Annotated in this window: 15 protein-coding genes; 11 read left to right on the top strand and 4 right to left on the bottom strand. The window is 70.9% G+C overall.

Going from position 1 to position 16442, the window contains the following annotated elements:
- The first annotated feature begins 69 nt into the window (after window positions 1–69).
- The gene (locus tag WMF46_RS07920) at window positions 70–1017 is read left to right on the top strand and encodes an alpha/beta fold hydrolase (protein WP_437985059.1); all 948 of its coding nucleotides are present in this window, start codon (window positions 70–72) and stop codon (window positions 1015–1017) included.
- A 33-nt stretch (window positions 1018–1050) separates the two neighbouring features.
- On the opposite strand, the gene blaOXA is transcribed toward WMF46_RS07920, so the two are convergent.
- Both blaOXA and WMF46_RS07930 read right to left on the bottom strand, forming a co-directional pair.
- Window positions 1051–1998: a class D beta-lactamase gene (blaOXA, locus tag WMF46_RS07925; RefSeq protein WP_437985060.1), complete on the bottom strand. Its 948-nt coding sequence runs from the start codon at window positions 1996–1998 to the stop codon at window positions 1051–1053.
- A gap of 74 nt (window positions 1999–2072) precedes the next feature.
- Window positions 2073–4022 (bottom strand): MutS family DNA mismatch repair protein, encoded by a 1950-nt coding sequence (locus tag WMF46_RS07930; protein WP_437985061.1) that lies wholly within the window; start codon window positions 4020–4022, stop codon window positions 2073–2075.
- Between the two features lie 113 nt (window positions 4023–4135).
- Here WMF46_RS07930 and WMF46_RS07935 point away from each other — a divergent pair, with 113 nt between their 5' ends.
- The 9 genes from WMF46_RS07935 to WMF46_RS07975 all read left to right on the top strand — a co-directional run bounded on the left by WMF46_RS07935 (window position 4136) and on the right by WMF46_RS07975 (window position 12861).
- Window positions 4136–5125: a transaldolase gene (locus WMF46_RS07935; RefSeq protein ID WP_437985062.1), complete on the top strand. Its 990-nt coding sequence runs from the start codon at window positions 4136–4138 to the stop codon at window positions 5123–5125.
- Between the two features lie 294 nt (window positions 5126–5419).
- A complete protein-coding gene (locus WMF46_RS07940) occupies window positions 5420–6223 on the top strand; it encodes a class I SAM-dependent methyltransferase (RefSeq protein WP_437985063.1) in 804 nt (267 codons plus the stop codon).
- Window positions 6224–6234: 11 nt separating this feature from the next.
- Window positions 6235–7083 carry a methyltransferase domain-containing protein gene (locus WMF46_RS07945; protein WP_437985064.1) on the top strand — a complete coding sequence of 283 codons (849 nt, stop codon included), beginning with the start codon at window positions 6235–6237 and terminating at the stop codon, window positions 7081–7083.
- The gene (locus WMF46_RS07950; RefSeq protein WP_437985065.1) at window positions 7076–8152 is read left to right on the top strand and encodes a polysaccharide deacetylase family protein; all 1077 of its coding nucleotides are present in this window, start codon (window positions 7076–7078) and stop codon (window positions 8150–8152) included. The genes WMF46_RS07945 and WMF46_RS07950 overlap by 8 nt, the downstream gene beginning before the upstream one ends.
- Before the next feature lie 47 nt (window positions 8153–8199).
- Window positions 8200–9219 (top strand): hypothetical protein, encoded by a 1020-nt coding sequence (locus tag WMF46_RS07955; protein WP_437985066.1) that lies wholly within the window; start codon window positions 8200–8202, stop codon window positions 9217–9219.
- Between the two features lie 251 nt (window positions 9220–9470).
- On the top strand, window positions 9471–9797 hold the full coding sequence (locus WMF46_RS07960; RefSeq protein WP_049876196.1) for an acyl carrier protein: 327 nt from the start codon (window positions 9471–9473) through the stop codon (window positions 9795–9797).
- A complete protein-coding gene (locus WMF46_RS07965) occupies window positions 9794–10738 on the top strand; it encodes an SAM-dependent methyltransferase (RefSeq protein ID WP_437985067.1) in 945 nt (314 codons plus the stop codon). Before WMF46_RS07960 ends, WMF46_RS07965 begins: the two co-directional genes overlap by 4 nt.
- The gene (locus tag WMF46_RS07970; protein ID WP_437985068.1) at window positions 10735–12408 is read left to right on the top strand and encodes an AMP-binding protein; all 1674 of its coding nucleotides are present in this window, start codon (window positions 10735–10737) and stop codon (window positions 12406–12408) included. Before WMF46_RS07965 ends, WMF46_RS07970 begins: the two co-directional genes overlap by 4 nt.
- A gap of 267 nt (window positions 12409–12675) precedes the next feature.
- Window positions 12676–12861, top strand: a complete 186-nt coding sequence (locus WMF46_RS07975) for a hypothetical protein (RefSeq protein ID WP_437985069.1) — start codon at window positions 12676–12678, stop codon at window positions 12859–12861.
- A 59-nt stretch (window positions 12862–12920) separates the two neighbouring features.
- Here the strand turns inward: WMF46_RS07975 and WMF46_RS07980 are convergent, their stop codons facing one another.
- On the bottom strand, window positions 12921–13775 hold the full coding sequence (locus tag WMF46_RS07980; RefSeq protein WP_437985070.1) for a glycoside hydrolase family 5 protein: 855 nt from the start codon (window positions 13773–13775) through the stop codon (window positions 12921–12923).
- 31 nt (window positions 13776–13806) lie between these two features.
- Between WMF46_RS07980 and WMF46_RS07985 the strand changes: the two genes are divergently transcribed.
- On the top strand, window positions 13807–14181 hold the full coding sequence (locus WMF46_RS07985; RefSeq protein ID WP_437985071.1) for a hypothetical protein: 375 nt from the start codon (window positions 13807–13809) through the stop codon (window positions 14179–14181).
- Between the two features lie 454 nt (window positions 14182–14635).
- On the opposite strand, the gene WMF46_RS07990 is transcribed toward WMF46_RS07985, so the two are convergent.
- Window positions 14636–16111, bottom strand: coding sequence for a carboxypeptidase regulatory-like domain-containing protein (locus tag WMF46_RS07990; protein WP_437985072.1), 1476 nt, complete (start codon window positions 16109–16111; stop codon window positions 14636–14638).
- Window positions 16112–16442: the final 331 nt, after the last annotated feature.

Here is a 16442-nt window from a genome sequence, read left to right on the forward strand (position 1 = left end):
GACAGCCCCCCCGCGCGCGCCAGCGCTTCCGCCCCCGCAGGAACCCTTTCGATCTGCTATGCCCGGCACATGGGCATCCTCCCGCTCGCCGAACGCCTCGCCAAGAAGGCGCTGAACAGGTCCGGGGTGCAGAGCCGCTGGGTCGACACGTCGGTCTGCCGGCTGCACCTCTACGATGCTCCGGGCACGGGCCCGCTCCCGACGGTGGTCCTGCTCCACGGCATCGGCTCCTCGGCGCTCCCGTACGCGCCGGTGCTGCAGCGACTCCGGGGGCGCGCCCGCCGCGTCATCGCCGCGGAGTCGCCGGGGCACGGGTGGAGCGCGGCGCCGGCGTCGGCGTTCACGCCGGAGTGCCTTGCCGCCGCCATGCACGAGCTGCTCGACCGCGAGCTCGACGAGCCGGCGATCGTCGTCGGCAACTCCCTCGGCGGCGCGGTCGCTGTGAGCTACGCGCTGAGCTCGCCGGACCGCGTGCGCGCGCTGGTGCTCGCGTCGCCGGCCGGCGCCGGCATGCAGCAGGCCGAGCTCGCCGAGCTGCTCGCGGTGTTCAACCTGCGGTCGCGGGCCGACGCCCACGCGTTCTTCGCGCGCCTCTACCACCGCGTCCCGTGGTTCACCCCGCTCATCGCCGGCGACGTCGTGCGGACGTTCTCGCGCGAGACCATCCTCTCGTTCAGGCGCTCGGCCCGGTGCGAGCACGCGTTCACGCCCGAGCAGCTGGGCGCGCTCTCGATGCCGATCCTGCTGATCTGGGGCCGCTCGGACCGCCTGATGCCGAGCGCCAACCTCGAGTACTACCGGCGGCACCTCCCTCCGCACGCGGAGATCGAGGAGCCCGAGGGCATCGGGCACTGCCCGCAGGTCGACGACCCGCGCCGCTTCGCCGAGCGGATCGCCGCGTTCGCGTGGGCGGCGCGCTCGACGGCGTCGCCGGGCGCGGCGCCGTCGCCATCGAGCGCGGCGCCGTCGCCATCGAGCGCGGCGCCGTCGTCATCGAGCGCGGCGCCGGCGGCGTAGGGGGCGGCGCCGGCGCCGGGAGAGGCGCCTGCGTCAGGCGTCCTCGGGGAGCGCGCCGTGCCGCTTCAGCAGGGCGCGGGTCAGGCTGCGGCGCAGCGGCATGATGCGCTCGCCGTCGCTGCCTGCGCCGAGGAGCACGGTCGCGAAGAAGTAGGTGTCTGTCCCGCGCTCGACGTAGCCGACCAGCCAGCCGGTGCTCGATCGCTCGTCCATCTCCATCCCCGTCTTGCCGCGCAGCGTGTAGGCCGGCGTCTGCTCCAGCACGAGGATCCGCTTCACGATGTCCATGCTCCGCGCGGAGCAGGGCAGCGCGCCGGCGTGGAGCCGCCGCAGGAAATCGATCTGCTCGTGCGGGGAGATGCGGAGCCCCCCGGTCAGCCAGAACTGGTCGATGCCCCCCGAGATGTCGCGGTTGCCGTAGCCGAGCGCGTCGAGGTGCGCCTGCATGCGCTCGGGCCCGATCCGGCGCGCGACCTCCTGGTAGAACCAGACGACCGAGTGCTTCATCGCCGACGCGAGATCGTGATCGCGGTTCCAGTCGGGCACGCGGCGCTGCACCCCGTCCCACCGCAGCGTGAAGCGCTCGTCCGGGATGACCCCGGTCTCCAGGCCGATGATCGTGTTCGGGATCTTGAAGGTCGAGGCGGGCACGTACCGCGACGCCGCGCGGTCGGGGTTCACGACGCGGGTGACGCCCCGCGCGGCGTCGAACAGGACGAACGCGCCGTCCACGCCCTCCGCGCGGAGGAGCGCCGCCCCGCCCTCGTCGATCTCGGTCCGCGCCGCGCCCGGCGCGCTCGCGGCCGGCGCCGCGGCCGGCGGGGCCGCCCCGCCGCTCGCCGCCGGGGGAGCTGACGGCGGCGGCGGCGCCGTGGCGCAGGCGCTCGCTGTCGTGACGATCGCGAGGAGCGCGCAGGAGAGCAAGGGACGCGCCGAGGCGAGGGCGCGGCGCGAGAGGTACCCGGGGAGCGGAGAAAGCATGGCGCCGTCAACGCGGCCGGGGGCCGCGCGCATTCCCACGCCATCGCCGCGGTCGTCACCGCCGTCGCCGCCGCTCATTCCCGCGCCGCCTCCGCGGTCGTCGCTGCCATCGCCGCCGCGGTCGCCGCCACCGCCGTCCGCTCCCCCTCCGCGAAGTCGACGTCGATCCCGATGATCTTCATGAGCCGCAGCGCGTTCGCGCTCGTCACCACGCCGGGCTTCAGCTTGTAGTCGAAGGTCATCCTGTCCTCGACCACGAGCTCCTCGAAGTGCATGTTGCGCACCCGTCCCGCGGTCTCCTGCTCCAGCACGGCGAGCCCCATGTCGTGGGACGACACCGCGCCGATGGCCCCCCGCGCGACGAGGTGCCGCACGACCGCCCTCGCCCCGATCTGGCGCTCCCGCGCGTTCGTGCCGTGGAGGATCTCGTCGAGCAGGAACAGCACCCGCTCGCCGCCGTTCGCGCCGTCGACGACGCGCTTCAGGCGGGTCAGCTCGGCGTAGAAGTGCGAGACGCCGTGCTCGAGCGAGTCCTTGATCCGCATGCTCGTCCGCACGCGGACCGGCGAGAGCGACAGCGACGACGCGCAGACCGGCGCGCCCGCGAGGGCGAGGGCGGCGTTCACCCCGACGGCGCGCAGCAGCGTGCTCTTGCCCGACATGTTGGACCCCGTCACGAGCAGCGCGGCGCCCGCGCCCTCCAGCGAGACGTCGTTCGTCACCCGCCGGTCGCGCGGCAGGAGCGGGTGGCCGAGCCCCGACGCCGTGAAGCGCGGCTCGCCGTCCTTCACGTCGGGGTACGCGTAGTCGGGGTTCTCGTGCGCGAACGTCGCGAGGCTCGCGAGCGCCTCCATGTGCCCGAGCGTCCGCATCCACGCCTTCACGTGCCGGCCCGCGCGCAGCTTCCACCGCTCCAGCGCGAGCGCGCACCACACGTCCCAGAGCAGGAAGAGGTTGGCGACGATGTGGACGAGCCCGCTGTGGCGCAGGTCCGAGTAGCCGACCCGGCTCTCGAGCGCCGTCATCTCCCGCGAGGCGAGCACGCCCGAGGGCCCCGCGAGCTCGGCCTTGAGCTCGCCGAGCAGCGCCGACGAGAACGCCTGCTCCTCGACGCGGGCGAGGATCGGCCGGTACCGGGCGAACGGCGCCTCGCGCGACGAGGCCGCGGCGACGATCGGCTCGACCGCGGGCCGCAGCAGGACCAGCACGAGGATCTGGGCGGCCAGCGGCAGGAGGTAGGCGTGGTGGAGCAGCCCGAGCTGCTCCGCGGGGATGAACCGCGGCGCCGCGAGCAGCGCCAGCGTCAGCGGCACGAGCACCTTCGCCGCGGTCAGGAGCGCGCTCACCGGCAGGCCGCCGGCGCGGGCCTCCGGGCCGAGCAGCGCCGGGGGCGCCTCGGCCCACGCGATGAGCGGGCCGGCCTCGCGCCCGCGCGCCCCCGCCTGCATGCCCACCACCGCGAGATCCTCCCGGAACGCCCCGAGGCCGGCGAGCTCGCGCACCGCCTCCTGCCGCGCCGCCACGGCGGGCGCCGGGGCGGGCTCCGCGAGGAAGGCCGCGAGCGTGGCCTCGCCCTCGCCCGTCTGCGCCACGTTGAGCAGCTGGAACAGCGACGCCTGCCCGAACACGTCGAGATCGCCCGCGTAATCGTGGTCCGGCGCGGCGAACCGATCGCCACGCTCCGGGAAATCGGCGAAATCGCCGGCGACCCGCCGCTTGCCGCGCACGTAGAGGCCGATGCGCTGCTCGAGCTCCGTCATCCGGGTGACGAGGCGCGCGTGCGCGACGAGCAGCCCGAGGAACACCGCGGTCACCGCCCCGGCGGCGTACGCGACCCACCGCGGCACGTCGCCGAAGAGCGCGTACCCCCCGGCCACGGCCGCCGCCAGGAACGAGACCCCGCGCAGCAGCGAGAAGGTCTTCGAGCGGCGATCGAGCGCGCCGGCCTCGGCGCGCAGGACCGAGAGGCGATCTTCGTAGGCGGACAGGACGCGCTGCGCGACGGCGTTGGGGGGCGGCTCCACGGGGCCCTCTCCATAGGCCACCGCCGGCCGTGCATCCAGCCGGAGGGGGGTCCTCCCACGAAGGACACGAAAGCTTTGAAGCGTCCTGGCTGGCTGCTCGTACAATGCCGCCCATGGACCAGAACCTGCTGGAGCGCCTCAAGGCGTACACCGTCGTCGTCGCGGACACCGGCGACATCAACTCGATCGAGAAATTCCGCCCCCAGGACGCGACGACAAACCCGTCGCTCATCACGGCGGCGGCCCAGATGCCCGAGTACGCCGACATCGTGAGCGGCGCGCTCGCCTGGGGCCAGAAGGAGGCGGGCCGGGGCAAGGGGCCGGACGACGTCGTGGGCCTCGCGTTCGAGCGGCTCGCCGTCGACTTCGGCCTGCGCATCCTGAAGATCATCCCCGGCCGCGTCTCGACCGAGGTCGACGCGCGCCTCTCCTTCGACACGCAGGCGACCATCGAGAAGGGCCGGAGCATCGTGCGCCTCTACGAGGAGGCCGGCGTCTCGCGCAAGCGCGTCCTCATCAAGATCGCCTCGACGTGGGAGGGCATCCGCGCGGCGGAGGTCCTCGAGAAGGAGGGCATCCACTGCAACCTCACGCTGCTCTTCGGGCTGCACCAGGCGATCGCGTGCGCCGAGGCGGGCGTGACGCTCATCTCGCCGTTCGTCGGGCGCATCCTCGACTGGTACCTGAAGGACACCGGCCGCACGAGCTACGCGCCGGCCGAGGACCCCGGCGTCGTCTCGGTCACGAAGATCTACAACTACTACAAGAAGCACGGCTACAAGACCGAGGTGATGGGCGCGAGCTTCCGCAACCTCGACGAGATCAAGGAGCTCGCCGGCTGCGACCTCCTGACCATCTCGCCGAAGCTGCTCTCGGAGCTCGCCTCCGCGCGCGGCGACCTGCCGAGGAAGCTCGACCCCGACGCGGCGCGCTCCCTGCAGATCGCGAAGATCCCGATGGATGAGGCGGCGTTCCGCGCGATGCACGCCGCCGACCGGATGGCGAGCGACAAGCTGAGCGAGGGCATCGACGGCTTCGCGAAGGCGCTCGCCTCGCTCGAGGTCCTGCTCCGCGAGCGCCTCCAGCAGGGGGCCGCCTCCTAGCGCTGACGACGCGCGACGCGCGACGCGCGACCGCGGCGCGCGGCGGAGCTCCGGGGAGCGGGCCCGGGCGCCGCGCGCAGGGGCACCTACGCGGCGACCCCGCGCCGCGTAGGTGCCCCTGTGCGCGCCTGCGTGCACCTGCGTTGAGGAACGGAGGCGCGGGAAGAAGGCGGAGGGCCGGCTTGCATGTGAGCCTCCCCGTCCTCTAGGATTCGTCAAAACTGGACGAATTTCGGACAGCATTCGATCGCCCGCGCCGCGCGTGGTCGACTGCGGTTCTCCGGGAGGCTCCTCATGAGCCGCCCTTTTCGCGATGGCATCGAGGAGGCGACGTTGAAGCTCACGTCACAGGAGTACTGGGAGAACCACTGGAAGGGCTACGTCGGCACCGACGATCTGGGTGGCGGCTGCGAGATCTACGACGACGTCGCTCCGTTCCTGCCGCGCGGGGACGGGTTGTCGTTCTTCGAGATCGGCTGCGCACCAGGCCGCATCCTTGTCGACTTCTGTGGGCGCCTGGGGTTCACGGCGTACGGCCTGGATTACGCCTGCGACCCGGAGGTCGTCGAGCAGGAGATCCGGAAGCGCGGCATCAAGGTCGGCAAGATCGAGAAGGGGGATTTCTTCAACTGGAAGCCCCAGCAGAAGTTCGATGTCGTCGCTTCCTTCGGGTTCATCGAGCACTTCGATGACGCCGGGGCGGTGATGGATCGGCACTTCGAGCTGGTGAAGCCGGGGGGCACCGTGGTCGTGGGCATGCCGAACTTCGCCGGCGGGCAGAAGGCGCTCCACTGGCTGTTCGATCGCAAGAACCTGAAAGGCCACAACACCCGCATCATGAACCTGCCGTTCCTGGAGGCCGCCGCCCGCCGCAACGGCGCCGAGATCGTCCAGGCCCGCTACACGGGCGGCCATTTCGATTTCTGGCTGGACGACGAGGCGCCGCTCGTGGCGCGGCGTGTCGTCTGGAAGGTCGTCCCGCCCCTCAAGGCGATCGCGCGCCGGGTGGTCCCCGGCGAGACGAACCCCTGGTTCTCGCCCTTCCTGTTCGCTATCTACCGGGCGCCCCTGCTGCCCGCAGGGACAGCCGACGCTTGATCCTTTCCCCGATGAGCGAGCCGAGCCAGAACGTCGCCACCCCGCCGGCTGTCCGCGACGCAGACGCCGATCACCGCTTCCGCGAGAGCGCGCGGCGCCACGGCTGGGATCCCGACGATCCGTGGGTCGGGGGGTATGCCACGTTGGAGTGGCGCCGCAGCCGCCACGCCTACGACGACCTCTTCACGTCGGTCCGCGGCAAGAAGGTGCTCGAGTTCGGCTGCCACTTCGGCGGGACGTCGATCGTGCTCGCGACCCTGGGCGCCGAGGTGACCGCGCTCGACGTCGACCCCATGTACGTCGAGCTGGCGCAGCTGAACGCCGAGCGCCACGGGCTGTCGGACCGGATCCGCGTTCATCACGTCCCCGACACGACCGCGATGCCGTTCGCCGACAGGGAGTTCGAGCTCGTCTCCTGCAACAGCGTGCTCGAGTACGTCCCGCCTGAGCGCCTGCCGGCCGTCCAGCGCGAGATCGATCGGGTGCTCGGGCCCTGGGGGTTCATCGTCATCCTGGGCACGAGCAACCGCCTCTGGCCGGTCGAGTGCCACAGCCGCCGCCCCCTGATGAACTACGTGCCTCGGCTGCTGCGCCCGCTGTTCCCGGGCAGGTCGATCTACAGCGTATTTCCCTGGCAGCTCCGGCGCGGGTTCGGCGATTATGTCGACATATCGCAGCAGGATCGCGGCCGGCTGATCGTCGACCTGAAGGCCAAGATGGGGCTGTCCGGGCCGCGGCTCATGGCCTTATCGGCGGCGAACCGGCTGCTCGGCCCGCTCGGGATGCACGTGGGCTGCGTGTCCCCGACGATCACGATGGTTCTTCAGAAGCGCGGTGAGGGAGGAGCTGGCGATGGCTGACGGGAGGACGCGGGTATACATCACCGTGGACGTCGAGTGCGCGGAGGAGCGCATCCTGGGCGATACCAAGTCTCCCGCGATGGGCTACGACCTCCGGATCTGGGGCCGCTTCGTCAACCAGCGCGATCCCCTCGGCATCGAGCTCATCATGCGCGAGCTCGAGGCGTACGGCCAGCGCGGGACGTTCTTCGTCGAGGCCATCGGCTCGTACAGCTTCGGGATGGACGGGCTGACGAGCGTGTGCCAGGCGCTCCACAGCCGCGGCCACGACGTGCAGCTGCACGTGCACCCCGTGCAGCGGCGCGCGGACTGGCACACCCGGGGCGAGCCCCGCGTCTCCGACGACATCGCCGACTACCCGGTCGAGGAGCAGACGCGGCTCCTCCTCGAGGGGCGCGACCTGCTCGTGCGCGCGGGCGTCCCGGCGAGCGAGCTGCTCGGCTACCGCGCCGGCAACTTCGGCGCGAGCAACGACACATGGCGGGCGATGAAGCGGGCGGGGCTCGTGCTGAGCAGCAACTACAACCCCTGCTATTTCAGCAAGAACTGCAAGATGCAGTATCCGGGCGCGCGGCTCGGCCTCTTCGAGACGCCCGAGCCGGGGGTGTACGAGCTGCCGGTCACGAACTTCATCGAGCCCACGAAGCGCTTCAGGCACCTTCAGATCACGGCGGTGACCCTCGACGAGATCAAGCACTGTCTCCTCCGCTACCGCGCCCTCGGGGTGAAGGAGGTCACGCTGGTGACCCACTCGTTCGAGTTCTATTTCCTCGACTCGGCGGAGGCGCGCCGCGGCTTCCCGAACCGGCTCAACGTCGAGCGGCTCCGCGGGCTCTGCCGCTTCCTCGACGAGAACTCGAAGGACTTCGAGGTCGACACCGTGGGCGCCCTCGCGCGCCGGCTCTCGGACGCGGCGTCTTCCACGCACGGTTCCACGCACGGCGCGCACGATGTCGATGAGGGCGCGCCGCCCTCGCTGCAGTTCCCCCACTCCAACGCGATCCACCACGCCCGCCGCGTCGTCGAGCAGGCGTACAAGCGCGTCGCGCAGCGGTTCACGTTCGGCTAACAAACGTCGTCGACGATGGCGCGCCGCCGCGGTGCTAAGTAGCGCGTATGCGGCTCATCGGACAGATCCACGTTTCGCTCAAGGGCAGCATCATCCAGCGCAACCCCACCGTCTGGGAGAAGCTGAAGCGCAGCTTCGGCGCCACGGTGGATCTCGACACCGATCGCGTGCGCGTCGAGCTCGAGGCCACCGCCGTGGTCGATCAGGTGCGGGGGGCGCTCGTCCAGCTCGGGGTCACGAACGCCCTCTCGCTCGTGATCGATGACACGGTCATCTTCCAGGACACGGACGGGAAGCCGGACGATCTTCCCGACCTCGTGCTCGCGCTGTCCGAGCATTCCGCCGTGTTCGGGCGCGGGTTCAGCGAGCTCAGGTTCGCCGCCGAGCACGAGGAGGCGGGGCTGCACCTGGTCATCGAGACGCGGGCGCGCACCGAGCACGCCGACGACGAGCCGGCGGGGCTCGTCTCCATCGGCGGGCGCCTGCGGGATCTCGAGCCGCGAGCCGGCGAGTCCGCGGAGGACTACCGCCGCCGCGTCGAGCCCCTGGCGAAGGATCCGGCGCTGTTCGAGGCGGCGCGGCTGCAGTTCGAGTCCTTCGTCGGGCGGGTCGAGGGCGCCCTCAAGGCCACGATGCCGGAGGCGCGCGTGGATCATCACCACGCCGACGCGCGCGTCGTGCACGCGCCAGCGGGCGACGGCGCGGGCGCCGAGCGGCCTCCCGTGGGCCCCACGCACCCCGGCTATGACCCGTTCGTCGTCTATTACCCACCCAGCCCGCTGGGGATGATGCTGGACGTGATGCTCATCTCCTCGTTCATGCACATGCTCACGCCGCCACACGTCCTCTTCGTGAACCCGGCGGGCACGATGCTCGGCACAGCGCAGGAGGCCGCCGAGAATCCTGACCTCTTGAGCGGCGCGGATCGCGGCGGCGACGACCTCTCGGCGGGCGACGAGGGGGACGGGGCGGATGACGGCGATCCGTGGGGTGATGACGGCGGCGGGGTCGATGACGGCGGCGGGGTCGATGACGGCGGCGGGTTCGACGGCGATTTCGGCGATTGAGCGGCTCGCGCCGGGCCGCGGCGAGGTGCCGCGGCAGGGCCTCGCGCGTCTGTCGCGCGCAGGTCCCGGCGCGCAGCACGCGAGCGCGCCCGCGACGCGCTGACCTCGCGGTCGAGCGGGCTCGTCCGGCCATGGACGACGACTGGCGATCATGGTACGGCGCGCTACGGCCGTGACCGGCGCTGGCATGAGCATCTATCGCGCCGGCGTGCTGATGGTCGCGCGCGCCGAACCCTGGACTGGAGAGCGCGATGAACAAGAGCGAGGCGGCGCTTCGGAAGCAGCCGCAGGTGGCGGGCGGTGGAGATCCGGAGATCGCCAGAGAGGTCCGTACCATCATTGCAGAGCGATGTGGGATGAGCGTCGACGCCGTGACTCCCGACCTGTCGCTCGAGAGCGGCCTCGGCGTGGATTCACTGGCGCTCATCGAGGTCAACGTCGCGCTCGAGGAGCGATTCCAGATCGTGGCGCCCGATTTCGCGGCGCCCGATCAGGCGCAGATCAGCACGGTCGGCGACGTCATCGCCTTCGTCGAGGCGCAGATCGCGGCGCGGGGCGGCCGGGGAGGGGCGCCTTGACCGCCCCGCGCACGCGCGCCGAGCGCGAAGCGGCCGTCCGGACGCCCGAGGAGCAGCGGGAGCACGAGCGGCGGGAGGTCGCCGCGCATTACCAGAACGACCCGGAGATATTCTCCATGGTCCTCGACAGCCGCCTGGCCTACGCGACGGGCATCTTCCTCGATCCCGCCGAGAGCCTCGAGACGGCGCAAGAGCGGAAGTACGACTGGGTCCGCCGCGAGCTCGACATCCACCCCGGAGAGCGCGTCCTCGACGTGGGGTGCGGCTGGGGCTCGAACCTCATCTATCTCGCCGAGCACACCGGCGGGAGCTTTCAGGGCGTCACGCTGAGCGACAAGCAGCGGCAGGAGGCGCTCCGCCGCGCCGACCGGGCGGGCGTCGCCTCGCGGGTCCGCATCGACCTCGCTCATATCGAGGACATCGACCTCGCGCCCGAGTCGCTCGACGCCGTGCTCTTCGTGGGCAGCATCGTGCACATGCACAACCGCGAGCGGATCCACCAGAAGATCGCCGCCGCGCTGCGCCCGGGCGGCAGGCTGCTCATCTCCGACTGCTATTTCCCGGCGCGCGCCCGCGGGGACCGGGAGAGCTCCGCGACGCAGTACATCTTCGTCGAGGCGCTCGGCTATTGCCGCCTGATCTCGCTGGCCGAGGAGCTCGGGATGATCGAGCAGGCCGGCCTCGATGTCCGGCGCGTCGAGGATCTCACGAGCTCGTACGTGCACACGGTCGCCCGGTGGATCGACAACGTGCGCACGAACCGCGCCCGGATCGACGCCCGCGCGCCCGGCTTCTCGCGGCTGCTCCAGACGTACATGACCGTGGGCCGGCTCTCCTTCGCGCGCCGCACCGCGCTCGAGTACATGATCGTGGCGACGAAGGGCGGCGGCCGCGAGCGCCTCGGCGTCGCGCCCTCGCCCGAGCCGGGGCGCGCGCCGTGAGCCGCGGGCCCTCTGCGCGGACGGTCGCGGGCCTGCTCAGGGCGCGGGCCGAGGCGACGCCGGATCGATTCGGGTTTTATCACAAGCAGCAGGGCGAGTTCGTCGGGTGGTCGTGGGCGGAGTACTGGCGCCGCGCGTGCGCGGCGGCGTCGGGCCTGCTCGCGGCGGGGGTGCGCCCGGGTGATCGCGTGCTCCTGCTCGTGACGGACGTGGAGGTGGCGGTGCCGTGCCTCTTCGGCGTCTGGGTGCTCGGCGCGGTGCCGATCCAGGTCGGGGTGCCCTACCGGCTCACGGACGTGGCGGCGTTCCTCGGCGAGCTCCGGCGGACAGCCGACCGCGTCGGCGCGCGCGCGCTCGTTGTCTCGTCCGCGCTGCTCGGCTTCGCGCAGGGCGAAGAGGGGGCGGACGGCCTCCTCCAGCTCGCCGCCGAGCCGCTGCTCGACGCGCCCCTCGCGGGCTCGCTGCCCGATCCGGAGCGCGCGCCCGGGCCCGCGCTCATCCAGCTCACGAGCGGAAGCACCGGGCACCCGCGCGGCGTGGTGATCCCGCACGAGCGGCTGATGCTGCACCTCGACGCGATGAGCCAGCGGCTCCCGGTGCGCGGCGAGGGCGCGGGGGGCGTCTCGTGGCTGCCGCTCCACCACGACATGGGCCTCGTCGGCGGGCTGCTCTTCCCGCTCTTCAACGATTTCCCCGTTCACATGCTCTCGCCGCTCGAGTTCCGGACGCGGCCGTTCTCGTGGCTCGCGGAGATGTCGAGCATCCGGGGCGTCATCTCGCTCGGGCCGCCGAGCGCCTATGCCATCTGCATCGGCCTCGCCCGCCGCGCCGCCGAGGCGGGCCTCGACCTCGGCGCGTGGCGGTGCGCGATGATCGGCGCCGAGCCGATCTCTCCCGCCTTGCTCCGCCGCTTCGCCGAGGCGTTCGCGCCCTGCGGCTTCCGCATCGAGGCGTTCTTCCCTGTCTACGGGCTGGCCGAGGCGACGGTCGCCGTGACCTTCCCCGACCTCTACGCCGAGCCGCGCGCCCTCACGGTGGATCGCGGCCTCTTGGAGCGCGAGGGCCGCGTCGAGGAGGCCGCGCCTGGCCCCCTCTCGCTGGAGCTCACCGGCGTCGGCAGGCCGATCCCGCACACGGAGATCCGGATCGTGGACGCCCAGCGCAGCCCCGTCCCGGAGCGCACGGTGGGGGAGATCGAGGTGCGCTCGGAGACGGTGATGGAGGGCTATTTCAACGAGCCCGAGGCGACCGCCGAGGCGCTCGTGGGCGGGTGGCTGCGCACGGGCGATCTCGGGTTCATCGACCGCGGGACGCTGTTCGTCACCGGCCGGAAGAAGGAGGTGATCATCAAGGGTGGTCACACGATGATCCCCGCCGTGATCGAGGAGATCGCCTCCCGGGTCGACGGGATCCGGGCCGGGTGCGTCGTCGCGGTCGGGCTGTTCGTCGAGGAGCGCCAGACCGAGTCGGTCTACGTGGTGGCCGAGACGCGCGCCGAGGCGTCCGAGCAAGCCGGCCTCGTGGAGCGCGTGCGGGAGGCGCTGCGGGCGAACGGCGTCACGGTGGACCAGGTTGTCCTGGTTCCGCCGGGCGAGCTGCCCAAGACGACGAGCGGCAAGCTGCGACGCCGGGAGGTCGCTGAGCGGCTGCGCGCGGGTGCGCTCCGCTGAAGAGCGCGCCGGCCCCTTCTTCCCATCATCCGTCACCAACGTGAGTGTGAACGTGAACGTGAACGTGAACGTTTACGTGGTCGTGGTCGTTCACGGCCTATCGTTGACGACCACGACCACGACCACGACCACGTAAACGACTACGACCACGTAAACGTTCGGATGTAGGAGGACGCGGCGGGGGAGGGCCGATTTCGCGGGCGCTACAGGGCGGTGCGCGATAGATCCCGGAATCGCTCTCCGGAGCACAACCGAACGGGACCGTCCATGTTGAGCAGCCTGCGAGACCACGAGTCCACCTGTCCCTCCCCGCTTTCGCCCGAGGCGCGCGCGTGGGAGCTGGAGCAGCTCCGGGCGCTCGGCCTCGAGGACGACGACTGGTGCTCGGACGACCAATGCCCCTTCTGTGCCGGGCGGCCCCTGTCCGTGGAGAGCAAACGAGCGCACGGGTGAGCGGCGCCCTCGGTCGGGGCCGGGTCACCGGCGCGAGCGGCCGGTGACCCGCGCGGGGATCACTCTGCGATCTTCCCCTTCACCCACTTGCCCGACTCGGTGAGGTCGTTGTCGTTCCAGTTGCCCATCTGGTTTGCGTTGGGCCTGAGCGCGGAGCACGCCTCGGCCTTGTCGCCAAGCGACCAGTTGGCCCAGCTGATGTTGTGCGAGTCCAGGAAGTCGAGCCAGGTCTGCGACTCGCCGAGGTTGAGCTGGCCGTTGCCGTCGGCGGAGCAGGTCCCCCACTCGGTCACGAAGAGCGCCAGCTTCTTGTTGATGGCTTTCTGGGCCTTGTCGCGCAGCGACGCCTTGTGCGTGTTGGCATAGAAGTGGAGGGTGTACGCCACGTTCTGATCGCTGAGGGGACTGTCCGCGGCGATGTCGACGTCCTGCGACCAGTTCGGCGAGCCGACGATGACCAGGTTGTTCGCGCCCTGGCCGCGGATCTCGGAGATCACCGCCTCGGCGTAGGACTTCACCGCGGGCCAGGTGTTCGTGTTGAGGGGCTCGTTGAACACCTCGAAGATGACGTTGGGCGTGTTCTTGTAGGCCTGCGCCACCTCGCGGAAGTAGCTCTTCGCCAGGTCCAGGTGCTGGTGCGCGTTGTGATCGTGCCAGTCGAGGATGACGTAGATGCCCTTCGCGATCGCCGCGTCGGCGATGGCCTTCGCCTTGGCCTTCTGGGCGCCCGCGTCCTGGAGGTACCCGTCTTCGCCCTCGATGCCCATGGCGGCGCGGACGACGGTCGACTCCCAGTTGTCCGCGAGCGAGTTGACGACATTGCCGTTGTAGTAGTTGCTCCACTGGCTCCAGAACAGGCTCATGCCTTTGAGCTGGACCGGGGACCCGTGCTCGCCGACGATGTTGCCGTTCATGACCCGCAGCCGGCCATGACGCTCGACCGGCGTGCCGTCCGTGGGGATCCCCCCGGTGCTCGCGCTCGTCGTCGACGAGGCCGATGTCGTCGCCGAGGTCGTCGAGGCGCTCGAGGTCGTCGCGCTCGCGGAGGTCGTCGAGGCGCTCGAGGTCGTCGCGGAGGTCGTCGAGGCGCTCGAGGTCGTCGCGCTCGCGGAGGTCGCCCCGCCGCCGCCCGAGCCGCCCGAGCCGCCCGAGCCGCCCGCGCCGTCCTCCGTCCCCGCGTCACCGCAGCCGATCAGCACGGTGGCTTGCAGCGCAACCACCGCAAGGCCGAATGACCACTTCGACCTGCCAAGCACACCGCGAAGCAAAACACTTTTCATCATGTCCTCCAAGAGAAGTATCCGGATGGCGCGGCATTAAAAGGGCAGTTCAGCGCCATGGCAAGCCCTCTGCGTGCCTCTGATCGAGGCATAAAATCCACGCTGTTTGTATGGCAAAATACAGTGTTGGTGCGCGCAGGGGACAACTGCGGCCGGTGGTCTCCAGCGAGACCGTGAGGCGAAGCCTTCACGGGCGCCGATCTGAGGGAGCTGTGGTGTGCAGGCAACAGAGAGTCCGCAAAAAATATGCCAGTTGGTGGAGCCCGTGGAACGGACGCTGATGCGCTGCGTCTCTGGTCTGGGCGCGGGGGCTGTGCCGCGCAGGTCCACGCAGGCTACAGTGTTCCCCTTGGTGGTCGGGTGACCACCCTGGGCAACCGCCTATCCATGCGCAGAGCGTCAATATCGCTCAGGAAATTGCGAGCGAGCGCCCCCGGGATGTCAAGCGTCCAGCGCCGCGCCCGGTTCGTCTCGCCGCGCCGTCGAGGCGCTCGTCACGTCGGCACCGGCACTGGCGGCGGCTCGTCGTCCGGCGCGATGCAGGCGGACAGGTCGAACAGCATGAAGAGCAGCGCCTTCTCCTGGGCGGTCAGCTCATGCATCTCCCCGTCGCGGTCTTCACAGCCGCTCGGGAACGGCGCCCCGGCGACGTCGCTCGCCGCAACGTGGATGTCCGTGTACACGAACCTGCCGCACTGCGCTTCTTCCGGCGCGCCGATGGGCGTGTTGAACGTGAAGTATTTGACCCCCGCGGGCGCGTCGAAATCGGTGTTGGCCTCGTTGTAGAGCCACCGCGTCGCGATCTCCTCGTTCACCGAGTCGACCCAGTGCTGCGGATCGTCGATCTCGATCTGCCCGGGCACGGTCGACGCGCCCACGTTGGCGAGCCAGTCCCGGAGCGCCAGGCCCTTCGGGAACGTCGTGTCGACGAGCACGGGGAGCCCGTCGTCGGGATCGCTCTCCTCGTCCCATTCCGCCGTCTCCGGGAACCGCTCCGGCCCGAGCCGGAGCCAGGTGTTGTGCCAGTGCGACGCGAACACGCGGCCTCCCGCGGAGGCGTAGTCGAACATCGCTCGCAGCGCGGCCTCCGGCTTGTCGTCCCGGAACTCGGAGCCTTCGCACGACAGGATCACCATGTCGTATCGACGCAGGTCGTCGAGAGAGCCCCAGAACTCCCGCGCGAGGGAGAAGGGGGCGCCGTCGTTCAGGCCGTCTCGATACCTGCTCGTCGCGCTGTCGCCCTCGATGGCGCGCCCGGCGAACAGGTTCACCCGCCCGTCGCCCGCCTCCGGCGTGAACTCCGACGCGTCGATTCCCATCTTGTACAGCAGGCACTCCAGCACGTCCGAGCCGCCGGTCGTCAGCGCGATCTTCGGGAGGTGGCCCTCTGCCTTGCTGCGCGGCAGGCGGACCGTCCTGTCCACGGTCGGGTTGTCGACGCACCCCTCGACCTTCGGCAGCGTGATCTGGCGCCGCCATTTGCCGAGCTGGACGACCAGCGGGATATCCACCCCGACGGGCACGTTCTCCAGCACGAAGCGCCCGTTCGTGTCCGTCAGCGCGGTCGCGATCGGATCGCCGGAGAGCGTCACATCGCACCGATCGCAGCTCGCCCCGTCGGTGATGGGCTCAAGCTCCCTGTTCGGGACGTACACCGTGACGTTGTACAGCGGGAGTTTGCCCGCGGGCTCGTACACGGTGCCGCTCACGGTGGTCGTGCCGCCGCCTGGACAGGCGATCTGCTGGCACTCGAGCCCTTCGCACCCGCCGCTCGTGACCCCTGACCCGCCGCTCCCCGCCAGGAAGGGGATTCCCCCGGAGCCGCCACCCCCCGCGCTCTGGTCGGCTCCGCCGCCGGAGGTGGCGCCGATCGTCCCGCCGGAATCGCCGCAGGAGCATCCGCCAGCGACAGCCGGCGCCATGGCCGCCGCGGCCAGGAGCCATCGGGCGCTGCCGTGCACTATCCCCATTTGATCCTCCAGGCGCAGAAGGACGAGTGTGCCCTGCTCCGCCCATTCCAAGAGTAATCGAACCGCGGGGATACGGGAAGGGACAACCATGCAAGGATGCGAGCGAGAACACGCTCTTGCGTGCGTTGACGGAAGCTTTCCTCTCCGTCTGCGCCGCCGGGGGCGGCGCGGGGCAGTCGGTGTCATTCGCTCGGTTTCGCTCGGCTTCGCTCTGCCTCGCTAGGTTTCCGTGCGATCGAGCGGACCGTGAGGAGATAGGCGACAGCGGCACCAACCTTCGTTCCGCGTACCACCGCGCCCCGCGCCCCGCGCCCCGCGCCCCGCGGCCGCG

It is taken from the genome of Sorangium sp. So ce117 (assembly GCF_051524395.1).
GTDB lineage: Bacteria > Myxococcota_A > Polyangia > Polyangiales > Polyangiaceae > Sorangium > Sorangium cellulosum_B.